Source organism: Streptomyces hypolithicus, assembly GCF_052934925.1.
Genome location: NZ_CM128811.1, coordinates 2,098,032 through 2,117,769, shown reverse-complemented (window position 1 = coordinate 2,117,769; position 19,738 = coordinate 2,098,032). Strand labels below are relative to the sequence as shown.

Here is a 19,738-nt window from a genome sequence, read left to right as displayed (position 1 = left end):
ACCTCGGCGGTGCACATCCGAAAGAATCAGCGCAATCTCACCCGTACGGAGAAGAAGCGCCTGGTGAGCGCGATCCTGGAGCTCAAACGCTCCGGCAGGTACGACGAGTTCGTCACCGTGCACGCCGAGTACTTCGTCTCCGACGGCGACAGCGGGCCACGGGTCAGCCACATGACGCCGTCGTTCTTCCCCTGGCACCGCAAGTATCTCCTGGAATTCGAGCGCGCCCTTCAGGCCGTGGACGCCGGGGTGTCCGTCCCGTACTGGGACTGGACGAAGGACAACAGCCCGGCCGCGTCCCTGTGGGCGGAGGACTTCCTCGGAGGCAACGGGCGGGCCCGCGACCGTCAGGTGATGACGGGCCCCTTCGCCTGGTCGACCGGCAACTGGAGCCTCCGGGAAAGTGTCACCACCGGGGGGTTCCTCGCCCGTAACCTCGGGCGTCCGTCCGCCCCGATCTCACTGCCCACGGCACGCGACGTGGCGCATGCGCTGGGCGACCCGGTCTACGACGCGGCCCCCTGGGACGGGACGGCGGCCACGGGCTTCCGCAACAAGAGCGAGGGCTGGGGCGTCCAGGGCGGCGAGCGGTGGGGCAACCACAACCGGGTCCACCGGTGGATCGGCGGGACGATGTTGGGCGGAACCTCGCCCAACGACCCGGTGTTCTGGCTCCACCACGCATTCATGGACCTGCTCTGGGACCGCTGGCAGCAGGCCCACCCCAGGTCCGGCTACCTGCCGGGCCGCCGGCTGCGCGCGTCCGATCCGCAGCGAGGGCGGGTCTACAGCGTCCACGAGCCGATGCCCCCGTGGAATGTGCCCCCGGCGAAGCTCCTCGGACACCAGAACCTTTACCGGTACGACTAATCAGGAGTGACAGATGCCCCGCCCACACCTGTCTGGCGGGGCATCGCGTTTTTCATCGGCCGACGGACCCGAAAGCACCCGACGACCGAATCGGAACAGCTAGATCAGGATTCTTCGAGGGAGTACGCCCGATGACGCCATGGCCCCCGTCGGCCGGAGACAACCCGGCGTCCAGGAGGGCGTAGAACTCGCCCAGGAGGTGACGTACACGGCGGCCGGGCGGGTTCCTGGCATAGTCACGTACTTGCTGTTTGGTGACTGAGAGCGCTCACGGGCGCGTGCGCCACGTGTGGCATGGACAGACATTCAGGTATGGAACCGGTGGGAGCGTCATGGTCACCGAGATCGTCTCGGCCTTCACACTGACTATGCGTCAAAAATCGTTCAGGCGACTGCGGGGTGCTGGCGGGGTGGGCGCAGCCGCCGGCGTGGAAAGGGCGTCGGCGGCTCCCTCGATGCCGACGTCAACTTGGACGCTGCGGAACTGGTCGAGGGTCTCGAGTTCCTGCTTCGTGAAGCCGTCTTCGCTCAAACGGACCCCCAGCGCGAGCAGTTGCATGGTCTGCTGGATGCGAACGGCATCCTGCGCGGCGTCACGATGGAGAGCTCGGTAGGCCTTGGCGGTGCGACCGCGCCAGCCGACCTCGATGCTGTCGACAACCTCGTCCATGCGTTTGACCTGTTTGCCAAGATACTCCTGCATGTCATCCAGATCGTCCGCGAGTTTCTTCAACTCCGATGACGTGTATCAGCACCATGCCGGACGAAGACCGGATCACCGTCGATTTCGCCACCCTGCAGCGCCTTTCGGGGGATCTGGAGGCCATCCTCCGTACCCTCAACGAGAAGCTGGACACGCTGTACGAGCGGGCCACCAAAGCCGTACTGAGCTGGGACGGCGAGGCCCGTGAGGCTTTCATCGACGAGCTGGACAAGTGGGGGCGCTCCGCCGACGACCTCAAAGCCACCCAGGCCTGGCTTCACGAGGTCGTGGTCAAGGGGCACCTCAATTACGCCGCGGCCAACAGGTCCGTACTCGAAGGCTGGGGAGGCGGCGCCTGATGGCCGGCCCTCCCGCACCCGCTCAGTCGCTGGGCGGTAACGGCACCATCGACGTCAAGCCGAGTGACCTCTGGTCGGTCTCCGGCCGGGTCGCCGTGCAACAGGAGTTCCTGGTACGCGGTGCCAACAAGCTTCTGGAGGAGCTGGGTAAGTACCCCGACGCAGGGGGCGCCGGCACCGAGGCCCAGAAGTTCGCCCAGGCGTACAGGAAGATCGGCAATCGCTGGCTGGAGGTCTGGGGCCGGTCCGTGCTCAGCGTTGGCGGTGTAGCGGTCGGGTTCACCGAGACGGCCAACGCCTACACCAGGGCTGACGTGTCGGCCCACCCCAAGCCGGGGAAGACGGCCGAGCAGCGCCCGCGGCCCGCGGTCATCGACAGGCCCCCGAACTTCGGCTCGATACCCGATATCAAGTGGGGCGACGACGACGGGGGCGACGATTTCCTGCGCGGCCTGATGGAGGGCATCCCCGAAATCGTCCGGGACGTCCTCCAGCCGTTGTGTAAGAACGTGTTCCGGGTCGGAAGGGTGGCGGACGTCCACCCCTTCCCGCAGCAGCACTACCTCAACTCCCTGTGCCACAGCTGGATGAACGTCTCCATTGTGGCCGCGATGGGGGCGGTCGTTCCACGGCTACCAGTGGGGTCAGACGGTCGGCGCCGGCCAGGGCCAGCCGCGGGTTCCCTCGGGCAGCGAGCCGGTGATGGCCGTGCTGAAGGACACGGCCGACGACATTGCCACCATCCTTCGCGAGTACGCGGAGGCCGCCGTCGACCTGAACCGCGACGTCGAGGACGAGCTCCACCGCGCCATGTGGAAGGCCGCCAAGGAGATCATCGAAGACCTCGCCAAACCCAAGGACCCCAAGAGCGTCCTCGGCGCCGTCACGTCCGTGATCGGCAAGGGTGCGGGCCTGATCCTGTCGTTCGACGTCAAGACGGTGCTGAACATCGACACGGGCAGGCTGAACGGGATCGTCGACAAGTACACCGGCATCTTGGGAGGCCTGACCACCCGTATGGAGGCGCTGAAGGAGCCGCTGGACGAGGCGCACCTGAGCGCCCCCAAGTTCGAGGCCGGCGTCGCGCGCGCTCACGGCTTCGGCACGCGGGCCCTGGAGGAGTCAGGGGCTCGCAGGTCTGGCTGAAGGTCGACTCGAACGGCACGTACGACCTGAACCTCGCCGCGAACGAGTACATGGCGAACGGCCACACGCTGGACAAGCACGTCGGCAAGACGGACGAGCAGCTCGCGCAGCGCCTGCGCGACCAGCAGTCGGGCGGCCCGACCCAGACCTGGCCGTACGGCAAGCCGTTGCCCAACAGCTCCTCGGCCTGCTACCAGCGGGCGGAGGAACTGACCGAGTACACCCTCAACAAGAACAAGGCCGCCATCGAGGCATGGATCAAGGGCCCGCCACCGCCGGAGGAGGGGAAGGTCGAGAAGTTCCAGTCGACCGCGCCGAACGGCGAAACCTCCGGCCGCAGTGTGAGCAAGCAGCCCGTGGACCCGAACGACCCAATGTCCGGGTACAAACAGGGGGGGGGCCTGACGCCAAGGCGTACTCCGTGAACGGCATCGAGGCACGCCTCAAATACGACAGCAGCCGCAACCCGCCGTTCACGGTCATGACGTCGATGCCCTACAGGCCCCAGAACACGCAGACCCTCTAAAGCCCCGAGAAAGGCCCGCATCATATGCCGTCCGTCGACCAGTCGTCCTGGGACGCCGCGGTACGTCACCTGTACGAGGACGCGTACGCGTACATCGCCACCGGACCGCGCCGCCACGAGGACTGGACGCTCGACGTCCTCGCCGTGATGGCCCGGCTCCCGGACCCGCGGGGCTGGGCCCACGTCGACGACGCGGCTGAGGATCCGGAGCGCGCGGGGTTCCCCACGTACCCCTTCGCCGTCCACCCCCCGGAGTACGTCGCGCCGCGCCTCCAGAGAATCGACCGGGACAGCGCCGAGAACCTGCTCCTCGCCCTCACCGAGGAGGGTTGCACGCTGTCCAACCTCCAGTACTTCGCCGAATCCCCGGACGAATTGCGGACGATGGCGCGCACGATCCTCGCGCGTTACGGGGACGAGGCCACCTATCACACCAACGTCTACAAGCCCGACACCGCGCGCGGCACCCTGGACTTCACGACGTCGAGCCGGTCGTACAACCCGCTGAGCGTCTACACGGAGGACAGCGGCCTCGCTATCGTCACGGACACCGAGGTCGGCCTGTTCTGGAACTTCGCCGACTACTGATCCGGCCGCCGACCCGTACGAGCGCAGCTTCTGACCAGGTGATTTGAGAGGATGCCCGCGTGCTGACCCGTTCCGCTTCCTATCCCGACCGGGAGACCGCCCAGTGGGCCACCCAGCAGGTGGTGACCGCCAACGAGCAGGTCATCCATCGCTGGCTCGCCCAGGGCACCCGGGCCCGCCTCACGATCGAGGCTGCCTGGCCGTCCCGCGAGGAGCCCGTGGGCCGGGTCCAGCTGGAAGCCGAGCTGTTGGCGGGCCGCGGGCCCGCCGATGTCCGCGCGGCGCGTGTGGTGCTGCGCCGCGAGCCGGGGAGCCCGCACGGGTTCGTCGTCCGCACGACTGTTCCGTTCTACCTGTAGGGGCCGCACGCACATGTCCATGAAGCCCCTCGAACACGACCGCCGGTACGGCGAGCTGGACCAGGTGATGCGCGGGTACCTGGGGCAGCCGGCCGACGACACCCCCAAGCGGCGCAGCCACGCGCTGGACGCGTACCTCCGGCACACCTGGCACACCCGACCCTCGGCCATCGCGGAGGCGGAGCGCCAGCTGCGGGAGTACAGCCGCAACCCGCCGGGCCGCATCCGGCAAGGCCTGGGCGAGTTCTACGCGATCCCGGACACCGGGATTCCCGAGTCGGAGGTCGGCGACTGGCTGATGGTGCTGGCCGACCACCTGAAGAAGAGCATCGAGGAAGGCGACGTTCCGAAACCGTCGTCCCCGAAGACTCACTGGGAGTGGCATATGCGCTTCCCGGAAACCGCGCAACTGCTCGGTGGCTGGTTCTCGCAGGACATCGTCGACGAGTTCCCCGACCACGACGCCGCCGTCGCCGACTACGCTGCCACCACCGACCCCCAACTGGTCGCACGCCTCGTGGGCGAACTCCACGAGCTGCTCGCCCTCCCCCTGGACGAGGGCGACTACGCCCTGGCTGCCGCCGAACTCGGCATGGAGGTCGGCCCGCCCGAGCCGTTCTCCCACGGCGCCTGGTTCCAGTCGCTGGCGACGACGCTGCCCAGCATCTGATCAGGCCTTGAGACCGCCATCCACTCGTGCACGAAGTCACAGGTCAGCGACCTGGGACTCCCCCGTCGTCCAGATCGACCAGGGTCGGCGGACGTAACGCCGGAGTCTCGGCAGCCCAGTCTCCAGGTGTCCACGATCAAGGGGAAGCCCCACTACCCCCGCTTCACCTGGGACGCTGTAGTTGTCCCGGTAGATGCTGACGATCAGGGGCGCCAGTTCCGCGTCCCGCAGGGCACGGGCCGAGAGCGGGCGCTTCTTGTACGCGTAGGGACGTCGGCCCGGGAGAGGGCGGTGGCGAGGGCGTCGCGGGCGTCCATGGCCTCCTGGATCTTGGCGTCCCCGGCCCGTCCGGCCCGTCCGGCCTGTCCGGCCGGGGCGGCGGGAGCGGTGGCCGTACGGGCGGAGGTGTGCCGCGGTGTCCTGCGGGGGAGGGGCGGCTTGGGTGTCATGGCGTCTTCCTTCGGTTGTTCTTGGGCGGATTCGCCCTCTTGGTCGCGCGGCCTGAATTACCGTGCGTGAGAGGGTCGTTACGGAAATGGCCTGGCCGGGGGGCGCGGCACACCAAGGGTGGGTGGTGCTTCCCAGGCGGGTGACGGATGTTCCACACGTTCCACGGAGGGCGCGATGCCGACGAGGCGAGTGGTCACGGGCCGCAGCAGGGAAGCACGCGCGCGGTTCGCGGAGGAGCTGCGGCTCCTGCGCACCGGGCGGGGCGAGAGTCTGCGGCAGGTCGGTGAACGGCTGGGCTGGGACTGGTCGTTGTTCGGCAAGATGGAGAAGGGCGAGACGCTGGGCGGGCCGGAGGTGGTCCAGGCGCTGGACCACCACTACGGGACGCCGGGGCTGCTGTTGGCCTTGTGGGAGCTGGCGGTGAGCGACCAGACGCAGTTCCGGGAGCGGTACCGGCGGTATATGGCGCTGGAGGCGGAGGCGACGAGCCTGTGGCACTTCGCGGTGGGTGTACTGCCTGGGGTGTTGCAGACGGAGGCGTATGCGCGGGAAGTGCTTGCGGCTGGGCGCCTCAAGGGCGAGGAGATTGACGAGCAGGTGAAAGCTTGGCTCACGCGGCGCGATCTGCTTGAAGGCGAGAGCGCACCCCATTTCCGCTCGATCCTTTCGGAGACGGTGCTGTGTACGCCGCTTCGGGAGGCGGCTGCGTGGCGGGAGCAGTTGAAGCATCTGCTCGAGATGGCCGGCAGGCCGAAGGTCGTCGTGCAGGTGTTGCCGCACTGTGCTGGTGCGCACAGCTTGTCGAGTACCGACGTGATGTTCCTGCGCGTCGCCGAGGGGCGTACGGTGGCGTACGTGGAGAGTGCAAGCCACGGCAGCCTGCTTGAGGCGTCTCGCCAGGTTGAGGAGCTTCAGCAAATGTACGATTCGGTGCGCGACTTGGCGCTGTCCCCAGGCGAGTCGCGTCAGCACATCCTGCGCTTGTTGGAGGAAGTCCCGTGCGATCCATCGACCTGAGCGTTGCCGTTTGGCGTAAGAGCAGTTACAGCAACTCCGATGGCGGCCAGTGCGTTGAGGTTTCTGACGGCTTCATCGACGTCGTCCCTGTCCGCGACAGCAAGAGCCCGAACGGTCCGGTGCTGACGTTCGCGGCAAGCGGTTGGACGTCGTTCGTGTCCGCTGTGAAGGACGGTGAGCTGCGCGCCTGAGGCGCCGGTTCACGAGACAGCTCCCGCTGACCAGCGACTGATCAACGGGGGCCGTCGGCGTCTTCGTGCGCGGACTTCTTCTTCTTGGCACCCTTCATGGCGGGGACCGGGCGCCAGGCGCGCAGGTTGTCGTCTTTGAGGCCGTGTTCGCCCTGGATCATCTGGCGGTCGCCCCGGAAGTACGCGGCGGGGGAGGAGCCGAAGTTCGCGTCGAACTCGTGGTGCCAATAGTCCAGCCAGGGCGGCCTGGAGTTCCAGCAGCCCCGCGAGGGACGGGGGCAGATATACGCGTCGAGCGCGTACCCCTGCTCGCGGTGGTCCCAGCCTGCCCAGCCGTACAGAACGGGGGTGGCGGCGTTGCTCTGTCCGTACGCTCCTATGGCACGTCAAGCCTGCCGCGCGCCCACCTCGATCCGAGTCCGGTGACTCCCGTCCGGCGCCGGACATGACTGCGGCCTCCCCGGGGGTGTTGGGGAGGCCGCAGTGGGTGGGGCCGGACTTAGCGGCCGTAGCCACCGTCGTGCTTGTCGCCGTGCTTGTCGCCGTGCTTGTCGTCGTGCTTGTCGTTCTTCTCGTAGTAGTGCTTGTTGTAGTGGTCGCTCGAGTCGTTCACGCAGGTGTTGCCGAACGCGGGGTTCAGGAACGCGATCACGTTCACGGTGTTGCCGCACACGTTGATCGGGACGTGAATCGGAACCTGAACCAGGTTGCCCGAGAGGACACCGGGCGAGTTGGCGGCGACGCCTTGCGCTTCGGCGTCAGCGATGGCCATGCCGGCGCCGCCGGCCAGGATGGCACCGGTGCCGACGAGGACGGCGGCTGCCTTCGCGATATGCGACATCATTTCTCCTTGCGAGATGAAGAGGTCGACCGCAGGGCTTGCGGCCTTCACGTTTCTTCAACGCGGGAACCGATGGGCGGTAACGGTCGAAAGCAAAAACGTCCTCCCATGCACCCACCGCTCACGCCATTGCAGCCGGGGTCGCAACCCACGAACGGCTCAATAGTGTGGATAACGCGGGTGAGCGCCGGGCGGCTCCCCTACCCCTTTTCCAAGTGCGCCGGCAGGTCGAAGAGCGGAAACCAGCGCTTGGTGTCCAGGAAGGAGGTGATCCCGCTGACCCGGCCGTCGACGATCTCGATGACCATGAGCGCCCACGGCTCGTACCCGTCGCCGGACGGGCTCGGGTGGTAGTGGGCGAACGCCGGCGTGCCGTTCGCCACGACGGGCAACAGCTTCGAGCCCCGGCAGACCTCGCCCACGCCGAGCATCCAGCCGACGATGTCGTCGTGCCCCTGGAGCCACAGGTCGTACGGCGGCATGGACAGCGTCGCGTCCTCGTGGAGCAGCGCCGTCAGGGCGGCCATGTCGTACCCCTCGAACGCGGCGACGTACCGCTCCAGGAGCTTCTGCTGCTCCTCGTCCAGCGGGTCGGCGGTGTCCGTCTCCAGCGAGCCGTGCTCGGCGATCGTCGCGCGGGCCCGCTGGAGCGCGCTGTTGACCGAGGCCACCGTCGTCTCCAGCAGCTCGGCGACCTCGCTCGCCTTCCAGGCCAGCACCTCGCGCAGGATCAGCACCGCCCGCTGCTTCGGCGGCAGGTGCTGGAGGGCGGCCACGAAAGCGAGCCGCACGCTCTCGCGCGCAACGGCCGTCTCCGCCGGGTCGGCGACCGACGGCAGCACCCGGCCGTCCGGCACCGGCTCCAGCCAGGTCACTTCGGGGCGGGAGTTGAGCGCCGCCTGCGCCACCGGCGTCGCGGCGGTCAGGTCCATGGGGCGGGCCCTGCGGTTGCCCGCGTTCAGCATGTCCAGGCACACGTTCGTCGCGATGCGGTAGAGCCACGAGCGTAGTGACGAGCGGCCCTCGAACTTCTCGAAGCTCCGCCAGGCCCTGACCATCGTGTCCTGCACGGCGTCGTCGGCCTCGAAGGCGGACCCCAGCATGCGGTAGCAGTAGCCGGTCAGCTCCGTCCGGTGCTGTTCCAGCCGGGAATCCAGGTTCTGCGTCGTCACGACATCACTCATCGGGTCCACCCCACTCGCCGCCGTTGGCACCAGCTCTTCGGAAGTTACCGGACCCCACTGACAATCGTGGCCGACCGGGGAGAAGCAGCGCCACCGCGCGCGCTCAGCCCCGCGCGGCGCTCCGCGTCCGCAGCGCCGTGAGCTGCCGCTGCTCCCCGCGGGCCACCCGGGTCCCGTACAGTGTGATCGACACGACGCCCAGCGTCGCGACGAGGCCCAGCAGGACCGTCCCGGACCAGCCGCCGGCGTGGAAGGCGACCGCGCCGAGGGTGCCGCCGGCGCTGCTGCCGAGGTAGTACGCCGACTGGTAGAGCGCCGAGGCCTGTGCCCGGCCTGTCTTCGCCGTACGGCTGACCGAGGAAGACGCCACGGCGTGCCCGGCGAAGAACCCGGCGGTGATCAGGACGAGGCCCCCGAGGACGCCGCCCAGCGAGTCCGCCAGCGACAGCAGCAGACCGGCCGCGGTCGTCGTCACCGCGAGGTACAGCGCGCCCCGGCGGCCCGTGCGGGCCACCAGCTTTCCGGCGGCCGCGGAGGAGACCGTACCGACCAGGTAGACCAGGAAGATCGATCCGACGACGCCCTGCGGCAGGCTGAACGGGGCCTCGACCAGGCGGTAGCCGATCACGGTGTAGACCGCGCCGAAGACCGTCATGAACAGGGCGCCGATCGCGTACAGCCGCAGCAGCAGCGGGTCGGCCAGGTGGCCGCGCACCGTGCGCCCAAGGGCCCGCGGGTCGAGCGAACCCGGCGTGAAGTGCCGTGCCTTCGGCAGCATCAGCCAGAACACGACCGCGCACACCGCCGCCAGCAGGCCGACCGCGGCGAGCGCCGCCCGCCAGCCCCACAGCTGGGCGGCCCAGCCGGTGACGATGCGGCCGCTCATCCCGCCGATGGAGTTGCCCGCGACGAACAGGCCGATCGCGGCGACCAGCGCCTTCGGCCGTACCTCCTCCGCGAGATACGCCATCGCGGAGGCCGGGATTCCGGCGAGTGCCGCACCCTGCACGGCGCGCAGCGCCACCAGCCACTCCAGCGACGGAGCGAACGGCACCAGCAGGCCCACCAGCACGGCGACGGCCAGCGACACGGTCATCATCCGGCTGCGGCCGAAGCGCTCGGAGAGGGCGCTGAGCGGCAGTACGAACAGGGCGAGCGCCCCGGTCGCAGCCGACACCGTCCAGCTGGCGGCGCTCGCGCTCGCACCGAAGTCGTGCGATACGAGGGGCAGCAGGGCCTGCGTGGAGTAGAGCAGGGCGAAGGTCGCGAGCCCGGCGACGAACAGCGCGGAACTTATCCGGCGGTAGCCGGGGGAGGAGGGGGCGAGACGGGTGTCGGCGTGGTCGGGGTCAACGGCGTCGGCGCCCACGTGGGTGGTGGACGCCTTGGTACTGGCGGAAGGCATGCGTCGAACGTAAGCAACACCGAGTCATGCGTCCAATGCACAAACTGCGGATAATCAATCCCATGGTGCATAACCCGAGCTCACGGCCCCGCCTGTCACCGAGCAGTTACGAAGAAGACATCCAGCAGGTACTGGCCCCGCGCCTCGCGCAGTTCGCGGCGGTCGCCCGCCACGAACACGTCACCCGCGCCGCCCACGAGTTGGGCGTCCCCCAGTCGACCCTCTCCCGCGCCATGGTCAGACTGGAGGAGGACCTCGGTGTCGCCCTCTTCGCCCGCAAGGGCCGCACCGTCGCCCTCACCCCCGCCGGCCGGACCTTCCTCACCACCGTCGAGCGCGCGCTGGCCGAGGTCGAACGAGCCGCCGACTCGGTACGGGCCGACGCCGACCCCGCCACCGGCAAGGTCGCTTTCGGCTTCCTGCACACCATGGGCTCCGAGACCGTGCCCGCCCTCATCCGCGCCTTCCGCGCCGACCATCCGCGGGTACGGTTCCAACTCGTTCAGAACTACGGCGAAGCCGGATCGAGCGGCTGCGCGCCGGCGACCTCGACCTCTGCCTGACCTCGCCGGTCCCCGACGCCCCCGACCTGGTGGCCCGCCGTCTCGACGAGCAGCGGCTGCGCCTGGTCGTCCCGGACGACCACCGCCTCGCCGACCGCAAGCGGGTGCGGCTCGCCGAGGCCGCCGACGAGACGTTCGTGACCTTGGAACCCGGCTACGGACTGCGGCGTATCACCGACGACCTGTGCGCCGAGGCGGGCTTCAGGCCGCGCATCGCCTTCGAGGGCGAGGAGGCGGAGACCCTGCGCGGGCTGGTCGCGGCGGGCCTCGGCGTGGCCCTGCTGCCGCCGCCCGCGGTGGCCAGGCCCGGGGTGCGGGAGCTGACGGTGACCGCGCCGCGCGCCGTACGCGAGATCGGCGTCGCCTGGCTGGACGGGCACCCGGACACCCCGCCGGTGGCGGCCTTCAAGCGCTTCCTGCTGTCCCGCAGGGGCCGGCTGCTGCCGGAGTGAGGTGGGTCAGTGAGGTGCGTCAGGGAGGCGGGTCGGGGACGCGGGTCAGCGAGGTGCGTCAGCGAGGTGGCTCAGGGGCTGATGGCGAGCACGATGTACGCCGCCATCAGCGCCAGGTGCACACCGCCCTGCAGGGGCGTCGCGCGGCCCGGCACGATCGTCAGCGTGCCGACCGCCACCGTGAGCGCCAGCAGCACCATGTGGCTCGCGCCCAGGCCCAGCAACAGCGGTCCGTCCATCCACACCGACGCCACGGCGACCGCCGGAATGGTCAGCCCGATGCTGGCCATGGCCGAGCCGAGCGCCAGGTTGAGGCTGGTCTGCACCCGGTCGCGGCGTGCCGCCCGTACCGCGGCGATCGACTCGGGGAGCAGCACGAGCAGCGCGATCACCACACCCACGACGGACGCGGGAAGGCCCGCCGCTTCGACGCCTGCCTCGATCGTCGGGGACACGCCCTTCGCCAGGCCGACCACCGCGACGAGCGAGACGCCGAGCAGCGCGAGGCTGGTCTGCGCCACCCGCCGGGACGGGGGGTCGGCGTGGTCCTCCGCGTCGATCACCCTGCCCTGGGTGTTCATCGGGAGGAAGTAGTCGCGGTGCCGCCAGGTCTGCGTCATCACGAAGAGGCCGTAGAGGAAGACCGCCGCGAACGCCGCGAAGACGAGCTGGGCAGGGCTGAACTCCGGGCCGGGAGCGCTGGTGGTGAACGTGGGCAGGGCGAGGCTCAGCCCGGCGAGTGTCGTGACGGTGGCGAACGCCGCGCCGGTGCCCTCCGCGTTGAACACGGCGACCTTGCGCTTGAGCGAGCCGACGAGCAGGGACGTGCCGACGATGCCGTTGCAGGTGATCATCACCGCGGCGAAGACGGTGTCCCTGGCCAGGGAGCTGCTGTTGTCGCCGCCGTCGGCCATGAGGGTGACGATCAGCGCCACCTCGATGATAGTCACGGCCACGGCGAGCACGAGCGACCCGAACGGCTCACCTACCCGGTGGGCCACCACCTCGGCGTGGTGTACGGCGGCCAGCACCGCGCCGGCGAGGAAACACGCGAGCAGCGCGACCACCGGCCCTGGCACGGACCTGCCCCAGGTGAACACGAGCAGGACGACGGCCAGCAGGGGCAGGACGGCGGACCAGCCCGCGGCGCCGGCGCGGACCAGACGGATCATGCCCCCGACCCTGGCAGAGGGGGGAGTGGGGCGCGCGTCGTGGGTGTGGAGCGCGCGTGCGTCGTGGGGTGGGCCGCGCGTCGTGGGTGTGGGGGGTGTGCGTCAGGGGTGCGCCGCGTTAGCGTCGGAGCCATGACTGCTTCTCACCCCGGCCCGGCCGCAGACCACCCCGACCGCTTCACGGTGGAGATCAAGCCGCGGGCGGCGGACGCGGAGGGCCATCCGGACCACGGTTCCACCCTGCGCAGGGCGGCGGTGGTCGCGACCGGGGGCACCGGAGCGTCCGGCTACCCCCTGTACGAGGGCGACGGCGTACGGGCGGACATCGATCCGGATACGGGGACCGTTGAGGCGATCACGCTGGACGGCGGTGAGCTGCCGTACGGCTGGGTCGCCGAGGTCGCGCGGGGCGCGTGAGCCGGGGCTCCGCCCCGGGACCCCGGCAGCCCCCGAAGGGCGTCCGGCGTCGCGGCTCGGGAGTGTTTTAGAAGTAGCGTCGTCCGCCCGGAGGGCGGGTCTCGCGTGGTCTGGTGCGTGCGGTCGCAACGCGCCGGGATGGTCTCGTAGCGGAGCTGCCCCTAGGGCATTTCGGCAACGCGGCGAGCGTGCTTGCCAGGCCGCGCGAGACAGACGGGACTTCTGAAACACGACCTACCGCTGGAGCGAGCGCCCGAAGCCGGAGGCCAGCGGCATGCGCAAGCCCAGCGGCGGCGGCGCCGCGAACGCGTCCGCGACCGGCCGCGCGTACCCCCGCCCGAACAGCGAACCCAGCACGAAGTCCGCCGCCAGCGCCAGCACCTCCGGCCGGTGCTGGCGCAGCGCGTGCCCGTCCGAGTGCACCTCGAAGCGGCACGTGTCCCGGTTGACCTTCTTCGCCCGCTCCGCCAGCCGGTACGACAGCTCCGGATCCGTACGCTCGTCATTCGTCCCGTGCACGATCAGCACGTGCCGCCCCACCAGCTGCTTCACCGGCTCCTGCGCCACCGCGACGTCGTCGTCCGGCAGCCACGGCGCCACCGCCAGCACGGAGTTGACGGCCGGATGGCCCGCCGCGTGCAGCGCCGCCCGCCCGCCCATGTCCACCCCCGCCAGGCACACCGGTACGTCGCCGTAGCGCCGTACGACCTCGTCCGCCGCCCACACCGCGTCCGCGGCCAGCCGCGCGTCCGGGCCGTTCCAGCCGCGCCCCCGGTACCGCACGACGTGCGCGACGAGCCCGTGGGCCCGCCCCGCGCCGGCCAGGCCGCGCACCAGCGGCCGTACGGCGGCGTACGACAGGGGGGACGGCCCGCGCGCCGACCTCGGCTCGCCCGCGGGAAGTAGCAGCACCACGCCGCTCACCGTCGCTCCGTCGCCCGCGGCCGCTCCGACCGGCCGGCCCAACCGGGCCGGGCGGGCCGGCCCCGAAAGCGGAATTGCTTGCTGCGCCATGACAGAACACTCTCAGAAGCCCAGATGTACTCCACCCGTCCGCACGGTCACTGTTACGTATCGACAGGCAGGTCCCCGCGAGCGATCTACGCGCGTAGGCACTAGAGTGCCCAGATGACGAGCGAGACCCTCAACACGCCCACCGCGGACCAGGTCCGCCGCGCCCCGAAGGTGCTGCTCCACGACCACCTCGACGGTGGCCTGCGGCCCGGCACGATCATCGAGCTCGCCCGCGAGGCCGGCTATGACGCCCTCCCCGAGACGGACGCCGACAAGCTCGGCATCTGGTTCCGCGAGGCCGCCGACTCCGGTTCGCTGGAACGCTATCTGGAGACCTTCGCGCACACCTGCGCTGTCATGCAGACGAGGGACGCCTTGATCCGCGTCGCGGCCGAGTGCGCCGAGGACCTCGCCGAGGACGGCGTCGTCTACGCGGAGATCCGTTACGCGCCCGAGCAGCACCTCGAAGGCGGCCTGACCCTCGAAGAGGTCGTCGAGGCCGTCAACGAGGGCTTCCGCGAGGGCGAGCGCCGCGCGAAGGCGAACGGCCACCGCATCAGGGTCGGCGCCCTGCTGACCGCGATGCGCCACGCCGCCCGCGCCCTGGAGATCGCCGAACTCGCCAACAGCTACCGCGACCAGGGCGTCACCGGCTTCGACATCGCGGGCGCCGAGGCGGGCTTCCCGCCCACCCGCCACCTCGACGCCTTCGAGTACCTCAAGCGCGAGAACAACCACTTCACGATCCACGCGGGCGAGGCCTTCGGCCTGCCGTCGATCTGGCAGGCGCTCCAGTGGTGCGGCGCGGACCGGCTCGGTCACGGCGTACGCATCATCGACGACATCGAGGTCGCGGACGACGGCGGCGTGCAGCTCGGCCGCCTGGCCGCGTACGTACGGGACAAGCGCATCCCGCTGGAGATGTGCCCGACGTCCAACCTCCAGACGGGCGCGGCCGACTCGTACGCCGCCCACCCCATCGGGCTGCTGCGCAAGCTGCACTTCCGGGCCACGGTGAACACCGACAACCGGCTGATGAGCGGCACCAGCATGAGCCGGGAGTTCGAGCACCTGATCGAGGCGTTCGGCTACACGCTCGACGACATGCAGTGGTTCACAGTCAATGCGATGAAATCAGCATTCATTCCTTTCGATGAACGCCTTGCCATGATCAATGACGTGATCAAGCCCGGATACGCCGAGCTGAAATCCGAATGGCTGTTCCGGCAGACCGCCGCGACCAGCGGTTCTTCCTCGTACGGGGGCTGAGGACACCGCACGCCGAGCGGCCGGGAACACAGGCACCCGGCCGCTTTCGGGTGTTTGCGGCGGAGTCCGGCGGTGGCTAGCTTGCAGAGCCGCTCACGTTCCCCGAACCCTCCGCAAGGACGTTTTCCTGATGAAGCAGTCTGCTGCCAAGACTCTCGGTGCCGCCGCTCTCGGCGCCGCCTTCGCCGCCGCCTCCGCCGGCAGCGCCTCCGCTGCCACCGCCCCGGCCCTCCCCGAGGCCACCTCCACACTGACCGGCGTCACCTCGGCGCTGCCCATGCAGGAGATCGTCGGCAAGCTCCCGGCCGGCGAGACCCTGAACCAGGTGCTCCCCACCGGGCACCGCAAGGGAACCGACGGCAACAACTCCCGCAAGGGGTCCAAGAGCGCCGACCCGCTCCGCGGCCTGCTCGGCGGCCTGCCCGCCGGCGCCCTGGACGGCATCGGGCGCTGACCGGTCGCAGCGCCGCAGCACGCGCCGAGGGGCGCGCACCGGAAACCGTTCCGGTGCGCGCCCCTCGGGCACTTCTTCCTGCGTACGGGGCTGTGCGTAGGGGGCTCGTGCGGACGGGTCTGTGCGTACCGGCGCGTACCGGCTGCTACCAGGCCGTGTTCGCGCTCTTCTCGTCCGGCAGGAACACCCACAGCGCCAGGTACAGCAGAAACTGCGGTCCCGGCAGCAGGCAGGAGACGACGAAGATCACCCGCATCGTGTTCGCGGAGGTGTTGAAGCGCCGTGCCAGCGCAGCGCACACTCCGCCGATCATTCGGCCGTTACGGGGGCGGACAAGGGCGGTCATGGCGGGCTCCTCGCGAACTGCTGCGGAGGTCACGTCCGGTGTGCCTTCCGATGTCTCCATAGTGCTCCCGGCAACCCGCTCAAAGCATCGCTCTACGGGGCGATACCGACCCTGGGAATCGTCGGGGTAGCCCCCTGAGACGCCTCGGCACGTGCCGACAGGCCCGCCCCCGCGCTCACGTACCTCTGCTGCCGGCGGCGCAGCCGCCCCCGCCACACGGGAACGCACGACAGGTGCGCCAGGGCGACCCCGGCCGTGTTCAGCAGGACCGAGTCCACGTCGACGACCTGCCCGGACACCCCGGTCTGCAGCAGCTCGATCCCCAGCGAGCAGAGCGCTCCCGCCGCCGCCGTACGGGCGAGCGAGCCCACCCGCGAGACGAAGAGCCTGCCCCCCGCCATCGGCAGCAGCACACCCAGCGGCGCCAGCAGCAGCAGCCCCTCGCAGATACGGCGGGCCGCGAGGGCGGGGCCCAGCGCCAGGTCCGCCTTGATGCCGGCCAGCGGCTGGAAGTTCGGTGCGGTCACCCACGGGACGTCCAGGGGCCGCAGCGTCAGCAGCCCGACGAACAGCAGATGCGCGAGCAGGAGGAAACCTCCCGTCACGCGGAAGCGAAGGATGACGGCGCTGCCGTCCGAACCATGGCGCACGACCCCCTAGACGCCCCCACCCGCCGGATCGGTTCCGCCCACAGGGCCGGTGTGACCTATACCGACCGGTCCTGGTGCCCCTCCCGGCACTGGCTCGCCGAGCGTCGGCACCGACTCCGGCCGGGCCTTGAGCGCCGCCGTGCACTGGTAGCCGCGCGGCGGGGTGTCGGCCGGCCCGCCCAGCACCACCGTCCGGTCAGGACCCGCCCCCGCACCGTTGTCGGCGTACGTGCAGACGATCTGCGCCAGCGCATGGGTCGGCAGGTCCTCGGGCGGGCTGCTGAGCCTCAGCGTGCCCTTCGGGTCGCCCCTGCGTGCCGCGGAAACGGCCAGCGTGTCCCGTACGTCCGTGGTGAAACCGGCCTGCTTCTCGTCCGCCGAAGGGGACAGCTGGAGTTCGTCGAGGAGCGTCTGCGCGACCCGCAGCCGGTCCGACATCAGCTTCTCCTCGGGGATGCGCACCGACCGGTCGACCGACACCAGCTGCGCACCGCAGACCAGGTACACCTGGAGCGGAAGGCCGGGCGACGGCGAGGCCGCGGTGTCATCGGAGGCCCGCGGCGACAGCTCGCACGGCACTCGGGACGGGGCCGCGCCCGCGTCCACCGGCACCGACGTGGTCCTGATGCCGCAACCGCCCAGCGCCGCCGCGAGTGCGACGCACACGGCGGCGACCGCGACGATCCGGGCCGGCCTGCCGTGCACCGTCACTCGTCCCCGCATTCGTCCCCCTCCCCGCGCACACGGTCAGCGCCCCCGCCGTCGGGGTCGTCCCCGTCGGCGGAGCGCGACACGTCGAGCGGCAGCCGCAGCACGAACACCGCGCCGCCGTCCTCGGCGTTGGCCGCGGTGATGTCGCCGCCGTGAATGTGCGCGTTCTCCATGGCGATGGACAGCCCCAGCCCGCTGCCCTCCGACCGCGGCCGCGACGCGCTCGCCTTGTAGAAGCGGTCGAAGACGTGCGGCAGTACGTCCTCGGGGATGCCAGGGCCGTGGTCCGCCACCTCGATGATCAGCTCGTCGCCCACGGGCCGCACCGAGACCCGCACCGGAGAGCCGCCGTGCTTGAGCGCGTTCCCGATGAGGTTGGCCAGGATGACGTCCAGGCGGCGTGGGTCCAGGCGCGCCACGATGCCGCGCTCGGCGTCGAGGTCCACCGCGTCCAGCCAGGCCCGGGCGTCGATGCAGGCCGTCACCTGGTCGGCGACATCGACGTCGTCGAGGACGAGCCGGGCCGTACCCGCGTCGAAGCGGGTCACCTCCATCAGGTTTTCCACCAGGTCGTTCAGCCGGCGCGTCTCGCTCACCACCAGATGCACGGCGGGCGCGATCATCGGATCGAGGCTGTCCGCCTCCTCCTCCAGGATCTCCGCGACGGCCGTGATCGCGGTCAGCGGCGTGCGCAGCTCGTGCGACATGTCGGCGACGAAGCGGCGGCTCGACTCCTCGCGCGCGCTCATGTCCGCGACCTTCTTCTCCAGCGACTCGGCGGTCCGGTTGAACGTCCGTGACAGGTCAGCCAGTTCGTCCGTCCCCGACACCCGCAGCCGCGTGTCGAGCTTCCCCTCGCCGAGCCGCCGCGCCGCGTCACCGAGCCGCTGCACGGGTTTGAGTACGGTCGTGGCCGCCGCCTGCGCCAGCAGCGCTGAGCCCAGCAGGGCGAGCCCGGTGGCGATGGCCAGCGACCAGGCAAGCGAGTTCAGGTCGGCGCGCTCCTGCTCCAGCGACGTCAGCATGTACCCGGTCGGCCCGCCGCCGATCACCTTCGTGCCCGCCACCAGGAACGGCTTCTCGTCCGGACTGATCCGCTGCCAGTAGAGGTGGTACGGGAACTCGTTCGCCTCGGTGATCTCCAGCCGGCGGCCCACCGCCTCCTGAAGTTCCTCGGGTACGTCGTCCAGCGTGAAGGCGCCTACGCCTACGCCGACGCCGCCGGTGCCATGGATGTCTGCGCTCCCGACGACCGGCTTTCCCGCCCCCCGCTCGTCCACCAGCAGCACGCTGTAACCGGGGTTGCCGGCCGCCGCCATCTGTGCCGCCGCGGCCTGGAGTTCGGGCTGCGTGGGCCGCAACGGGAGCGTGGCCGCCCGGATTTGCATCTGCTGGCGGAAGTCGTTGAGCGCCGAGTCCTGGGTGCGGGTCAGCACCGCCTCGCGGTTGAGCCAGTACGCGATGCCCGAGGCCGAGACGGCGGCGGTCAGCGCCACCAGCGCGAAGACGACCACGAGCCGCAGCCGCAGACTGGTCCAGCGCAGCCCCGCCAGCAGCGCCCTTCGGGGGGCCTCGGTCACGAAGGCGAGTCCAGCCGGTAGCCGACACCCCGGACCGTGCGGATGAGGGTCGGCGACGACGGTACGTCCTCGACCTTGGCCCGCAGCCGCTGCACGCACGCGTCGACCAGCCGGGAGTCGCCGAGGTAGTCGTGCTCCCACACCAGCCGCAGCAACTGCTGCCGCGACAAGGCCTGTCCGGGTCTGCGGCTCAGCTCCAGCAGCAGCCGCAACTCGGTCGGCGTGAGCTGCAGATCCTCGCCGTCCTTGGTGACCGTCATCGCTGCCCGGTCGATGACCACACTGCCGAACACCGCCGCGTCGTTGGCCTCCCGCTCGCCGCGCCGCAGCACCGCGCGGATCCGGGCGTCGAGAACCCGCCCCTGGACCGGCTTCACGACGTAGTCGTCGGCGCCCGACTCCAGGCCCACGACCACGTCGATGTCGTCGCTGCGCGCGGTCAGCAGGATGATCGGCAGCTGGTCCGTCCGACGGATGCGCCGGCACACCTCGAACCCGTCGATGCCGGGCAGCATCACGTCCAGCACGATCAGGTCCGGCCGCTGCTCGCGCAGCAGCATCAGGCCGTCCTCGCCCGTCGCCGCGGTGGCCACACGGTGGCCCTGGCGTGACAGCGAGAGTTCGAGGGCCGTGCGGATGGCGTCGTCGTCCTCGATCAGCAACAGGAAAGGCACAGAGGTCATTCTGGCCCATGGGGGCGGTGCAGTTCGACCTTTGGGGCACCCCCGTCCCTGTGACAGGGCTGTGACAGTCGGCGGACACCGCGATGAAACTGCCTTGGCAAGCTCAATGGCACAGGGA

General features: G+C 70.2%; 24 protein-coding genes and 1 pseudogene. 13 read left to right on the top strand and 12 right to left on the bottom strand.

Annotated elements, in window-relative coordinates:
* Window positions 1-9: 9 nt before the first annotated feature.
* Window positions 10-870 (top strand): tyrosinase family protein, encoded by an 861-nt coding sequence (locus ACU6WZ_RS09780; protein WP_447032718.1) that lies wholly within the window; start codon window positions 10-12, stop codon window positions 868-870.
* 373 nt (window positions 871-1,243) lie between these two features.
* Here the strand turns inward: ACU6WZ_RS09780 and ACU6WZ_RS09775 are convergent, their stop codons facing one another.
* Window positions 1,244-1,603 (bottom strand): WXG100 family type VII secretion target, encoded by a 360-nt coding sequence (locus ACU6WZ_RS09775; protein ID WP_447032717.1) that lies wholly within the window; start codon window positions 1,601-1,603, stop codon window positions 1,244-1,246.
* 5 nt (window positions 1,604-1,608) lie between these two features.
* On the opposite strand from ACU6WZ_RS09775, the gene ACU6WZ_RS09770 reads away from it, so the two are divergent.
* The 8 genes from ACU6WZ_RS09770 to ACU6WZ_RS09735 all read left to right on the top strand — a co-directional run bounded on the left by ACU6WZ_RS09770 (window position 1,609) and on the right by ACU6WZ_RS09735 (window position 6,879).
* Window positions 1,609-1,932, top strand: a complete 324-nt coding sequence (locus tag ACU6WZ_RS09770) for a WXG100 family type VII secretion target (protein WP_447032716.1) — start codon at window positions 1,609-1,611, stop codon at window positions 1,930-1,932.
* Between the two features lie 600 nt (window positions 1,933-2,532).
* Window positions 2,533-3,078: a hypothetical protein gene (locus tag ACU6WZ_RS09765; RefSeq protein WP_447032715.1), complete on the top strand. Its 546-nt coding sequence runs from the start codon at window positions 2,533-2,535 to the stop codon at window positions 3,076-3,078.
* 50 nt (window positions 3,079-3,128) lie between these two features.
* The gene (locus ACU6WZ_RS09760; RefSeq protein ID WP_447032714.1) at window positions 3,129-3,503 is read left to right on the top strand and encodes an RNase A-like domain-containing protein; all 375 of its coding nucleotides are present in this window, start codon (window positions 3,129-3,131) and stop codon (window positions 3,501-3,503) included.
* 125 nt (window positions 3,504-3,628) lie between these two features.
* Window positions 3,629-4,192: a hypothetical protein gene (locus ACU6WZ_RS09755; RefSeq protein WP_447032713.1), complete on the top strand. Its 564-nt coding sequence runs from the start codon at window positions 3,629-3,631 to the stop codon at window positions 4,190-4,192.
* A 59-nt stretch (window positions 4,193-4,251) separates the two neighbouring features.
* Entirely contained in the window at window positions 4,252-4,551 is a 300-nt protein-coding gene (locus ACU6WZ_RS09750) for an RNase A-like domain-containing protein (protein WP_447032712.1), read from the top strand.
* Between the two features lie 13 nt (window positions 4,552-4,564).
* Complete coding sequence (locus tag ACU6WZ_RS09745) at window positions 4,565-5,221, top strand: contact-dependent growth inhibition system immunity protein (protein ID WP_447032711.1); 657 nt, start codon at window positions 4,565-4,567, stop codon at window positions 5,219-5,221.
* 624 nt (window positions 5,222-5,845) lie between these two features.
* Window positions 5,846-6,688, top strand: coding sequence for a helix-turn-helix domain-containing protein (locus ACU6WZ_RS09740; protein WP_447032710.1), 843 nt, complete (start codon window positions 5,846-5,848; stop codon window positions 6,686-6,688).
* Window positions 6,670-6,879: a DUF397 domain-containing protein gene (locus tag ACU6WZ_RS09735; RefSeq protein WP_447032709.1), complete on the top strand. Its 210-nt coding sequence runs from the start codon at window positions 6,670-6,672 to the stop codon at window positions 6,877-6,879. The genes ACU6WZ_RS09740 and ACU6WZ_RS09735 overlap by 19 nt, the downstream gene beginning before the upstream one ends.
* Window positions 6,880-6,920: 41 nt before the next feature.
* Here ACU6WZ_RS09735 and ACU6WZ_RS09730 read toward each other — a convergent pair whose 3' ends face one another.
* The 4 genes from ACU6WZ_RS09730 to ACU6WZ_RS09715 form a co-directional block, all read right to left on the bottom strand.
* Window positions 6,921-7,220, bottom strand: a complete 300-nt coding sequence (locus tag ACU6WZ_RS09730) for a DUF7008 domain-containing protein (RefSeq protein ID WP_447033958.1) — start codon at window positions 7,218-7,220, stop codon at window positions 6,921-6,923.
* A 158-nt stretch (window positions 7,221-7,378) separates the two neighbouring features.
* A complete protein-coding gene (locus ACU6WZ_RS09725; protein WP_447032708.1) occupies window positions 7,379-7,720 on the bottom strand; it encodes a chaplin in 342 nt (113 codons plus the stop codon).
* A gap of 200 nt (window positions 7,721-7,920) precedes the next feature.
* Window positions 7,921-8,904, bottom strand: coding sequence for a sigma-70 family RNA polymerase sigma factor (locus tag ACU6WZ_RS09720; protein WP_447032707.1), 984 nt, complete (start codon window positions 8,902-8,904; stop codon window positions 7,921-7,923).
* Between the two features lie 103 nt (window positions 8,905-9,007).
* Window positions 9,008-10,309 (bottom strand): MFS transporter, encoded by a 1,302-nt coding sequence (locus ACU6WZ_RS09715; protein ID WP_447032706.1) that lies wholly within the window; start codon window positions 10,307-10,309, stop codon window positions 9,008-9,010.
* Between the two features lie 62 nt (window positions 10,310-10,371).
* Here ACU6WZ_RS09715 and ACU6WZ_RS09710 point away from each other — a divergent pair.
* A pseudogene (locus ACU6WZ_RS09710) lies at window positions 10,372-11,324 on the top strand (LysR family transcriptional regulator).
* A gap of 71 nt (window positions 11,325-11,395) precedes the next feature.
* Here ACU6WZ_RS09710 and ACU6WZ_RS09705 read toward each other — a convergent pair.
* A complete protein-coding gene (locus ACU6WZ_RS09705) occupies window positions 11,396-12,496 on the bottom strand; it encodes a calcium:cation antiporter (RefSeq protein ID WP_447032705.1) in 1,101 nt (366 codons plus the stop codon).
* Between the two features lie 132 nt (window positions 12,497-12,628).
* Between ACU6WZ_RS09705 and ACU6WZ_RS09700 the strand changes: the two genes are divergently transcribed.
* Window positions 12,629-12,913 (top strand): hypothetical protein, encoded by a 285-nt coding sequence (locus tag ACU6WZ_RS09700; protein WP_447032704.1) that lies wholly within the window; start codon window positions 12,629-12,631, stop codon window positions 12,911-12,913.
* A gap of 234 nt (window positions 12,914-13,147) precedes the next feature.
* Here the strand turns inward: ACU6WZ_RS09700 and ACU6WZ_RS09695 are convergent, their stop codons facing one another.
* On the bottom strand, window positions 13,148-13,927 hold the full coding sequence (locus ACU6WZ_RS09695) for an alpha/beta hydrolase family protein (protein WP_447032703.1): 780 nt from the start codon (window positions 13,925-13,927) through the stop codon (window positions 13,148-13,150).
* A 114-nt stretch (window positions 13,928-14,041) separates the two neighbouring features.
* Here ACU6WZ_RS09695 and ACU6WZ_RS09690 point away from each other — a divergent pair, with 114 nt between their 5' ends.
* Together ACU6WZ_RS09690 and ACU6WZ_RS09685 are read left to right on the top strand one after the other, a co-directional pair.
* A complete protein-coding gene (locus ACU6WZ_RS09690; protein ID WP_447032702.1) occupies window positions 14,042-15,196 on the top strand; it encodes an adenosine deaminase in 1,155 nt (384 codons plus the stop codon).
* A gap of 130 nt (window positions 15,197-15,326) precedes the next feature.
* Window positions 15,327-15,650, top strand: coding sequence for an ATP-binding protein (locus ACU6WZ_RS09685; RefSeq protein WP_447032701.1), 324 nt, complete (start codon window positions 15,327-15,329; stop codon window positions 15,648-15,650).
* Window positions 15,651-15,795: 145 nt separating this feature from the next.
* On the opposite strand, the gene ACU6WZ_RS09680 is transcribed toward ACU6WZ_RS09685, so the two are convergent.
* The 5 genes from ACU6WZ_RS09680 to afsQ1 all read right to left on the bottom strand — a co-directional run bounded on the left by ACU6WZ_RS09680 (window position 15,796) and on the right by afsQ1 (window position 19,611).
* Window positions 15,796-15,996: a PspC domain-containing protein gene (locus ACU6WZ_RS09680; RefSeq protein WP_447032700.1), complete on the bottom strand. Its 201-nt coding sequence runs from the start codon at window positions 15,994-15,996 to the stop codon at window positions 15,796-15,798.
* 92 nt (window positions 15,997-16,088) lie between these two features.
* Window positions 16,089-16,646 (bottom strand): VanZ family protein, encoded by a 558-nt coding sequence (locus ACU6WZ_RS09675; protein WP_447032699.1) that lies wholly within the window; start codon window positions 16,644-16,646, stop codon window positions 16,089-16,091.
* A gap of 6 nt (window positions 16,647-16,652) precedes the next feature.
* Window positions 16,653-17,369 (bottom strand): hypothetical protein, encoded by a 717-nt coding sequence (locus ACU6WZ_RS09670; RefSeq protein ID WP_447032698.1) that lies wholly within the window; start codon window positions 17,367-17,369, stop codon window positions 16,653-16,655.
* A complete protein-coding gene (locus ACU6WZ_RS09665) occupies window positions 17,354-18,937 on the bottom strand; it encodes a sensor histidine kinase (RefSeq protein ID WP_447032697.1) in 1,584 nt (527 codons plus the stop codon). The genes ACU6WZ_RS09670 and ACU6WZ_RS09665 overlap by 16 nt, the downstream gene beginning before the upstream one ends.
* Window positions 18,934-19,611 carry a two-component system response regulator AfsQ1 gene (gene afsQ1, locus ACU6WZ_RS09660; RefSeq protein ID WP_447033957.1) on the bottom strand — a complete coding sequence of 226 codons (678 nt, stop codon included), beginning with the start codon at window positions 19,609-19,611 and terminating at the stop codon, window positions 18,934-18,936. The genes ACU6WZ_RS09665 and afsQ1 overlap by 4 nt, the downstream gene beginning before the upstream one ends.
* Between the last annotated feature and the right edge of the window lie 127 nt (window positions 19,612-19,738).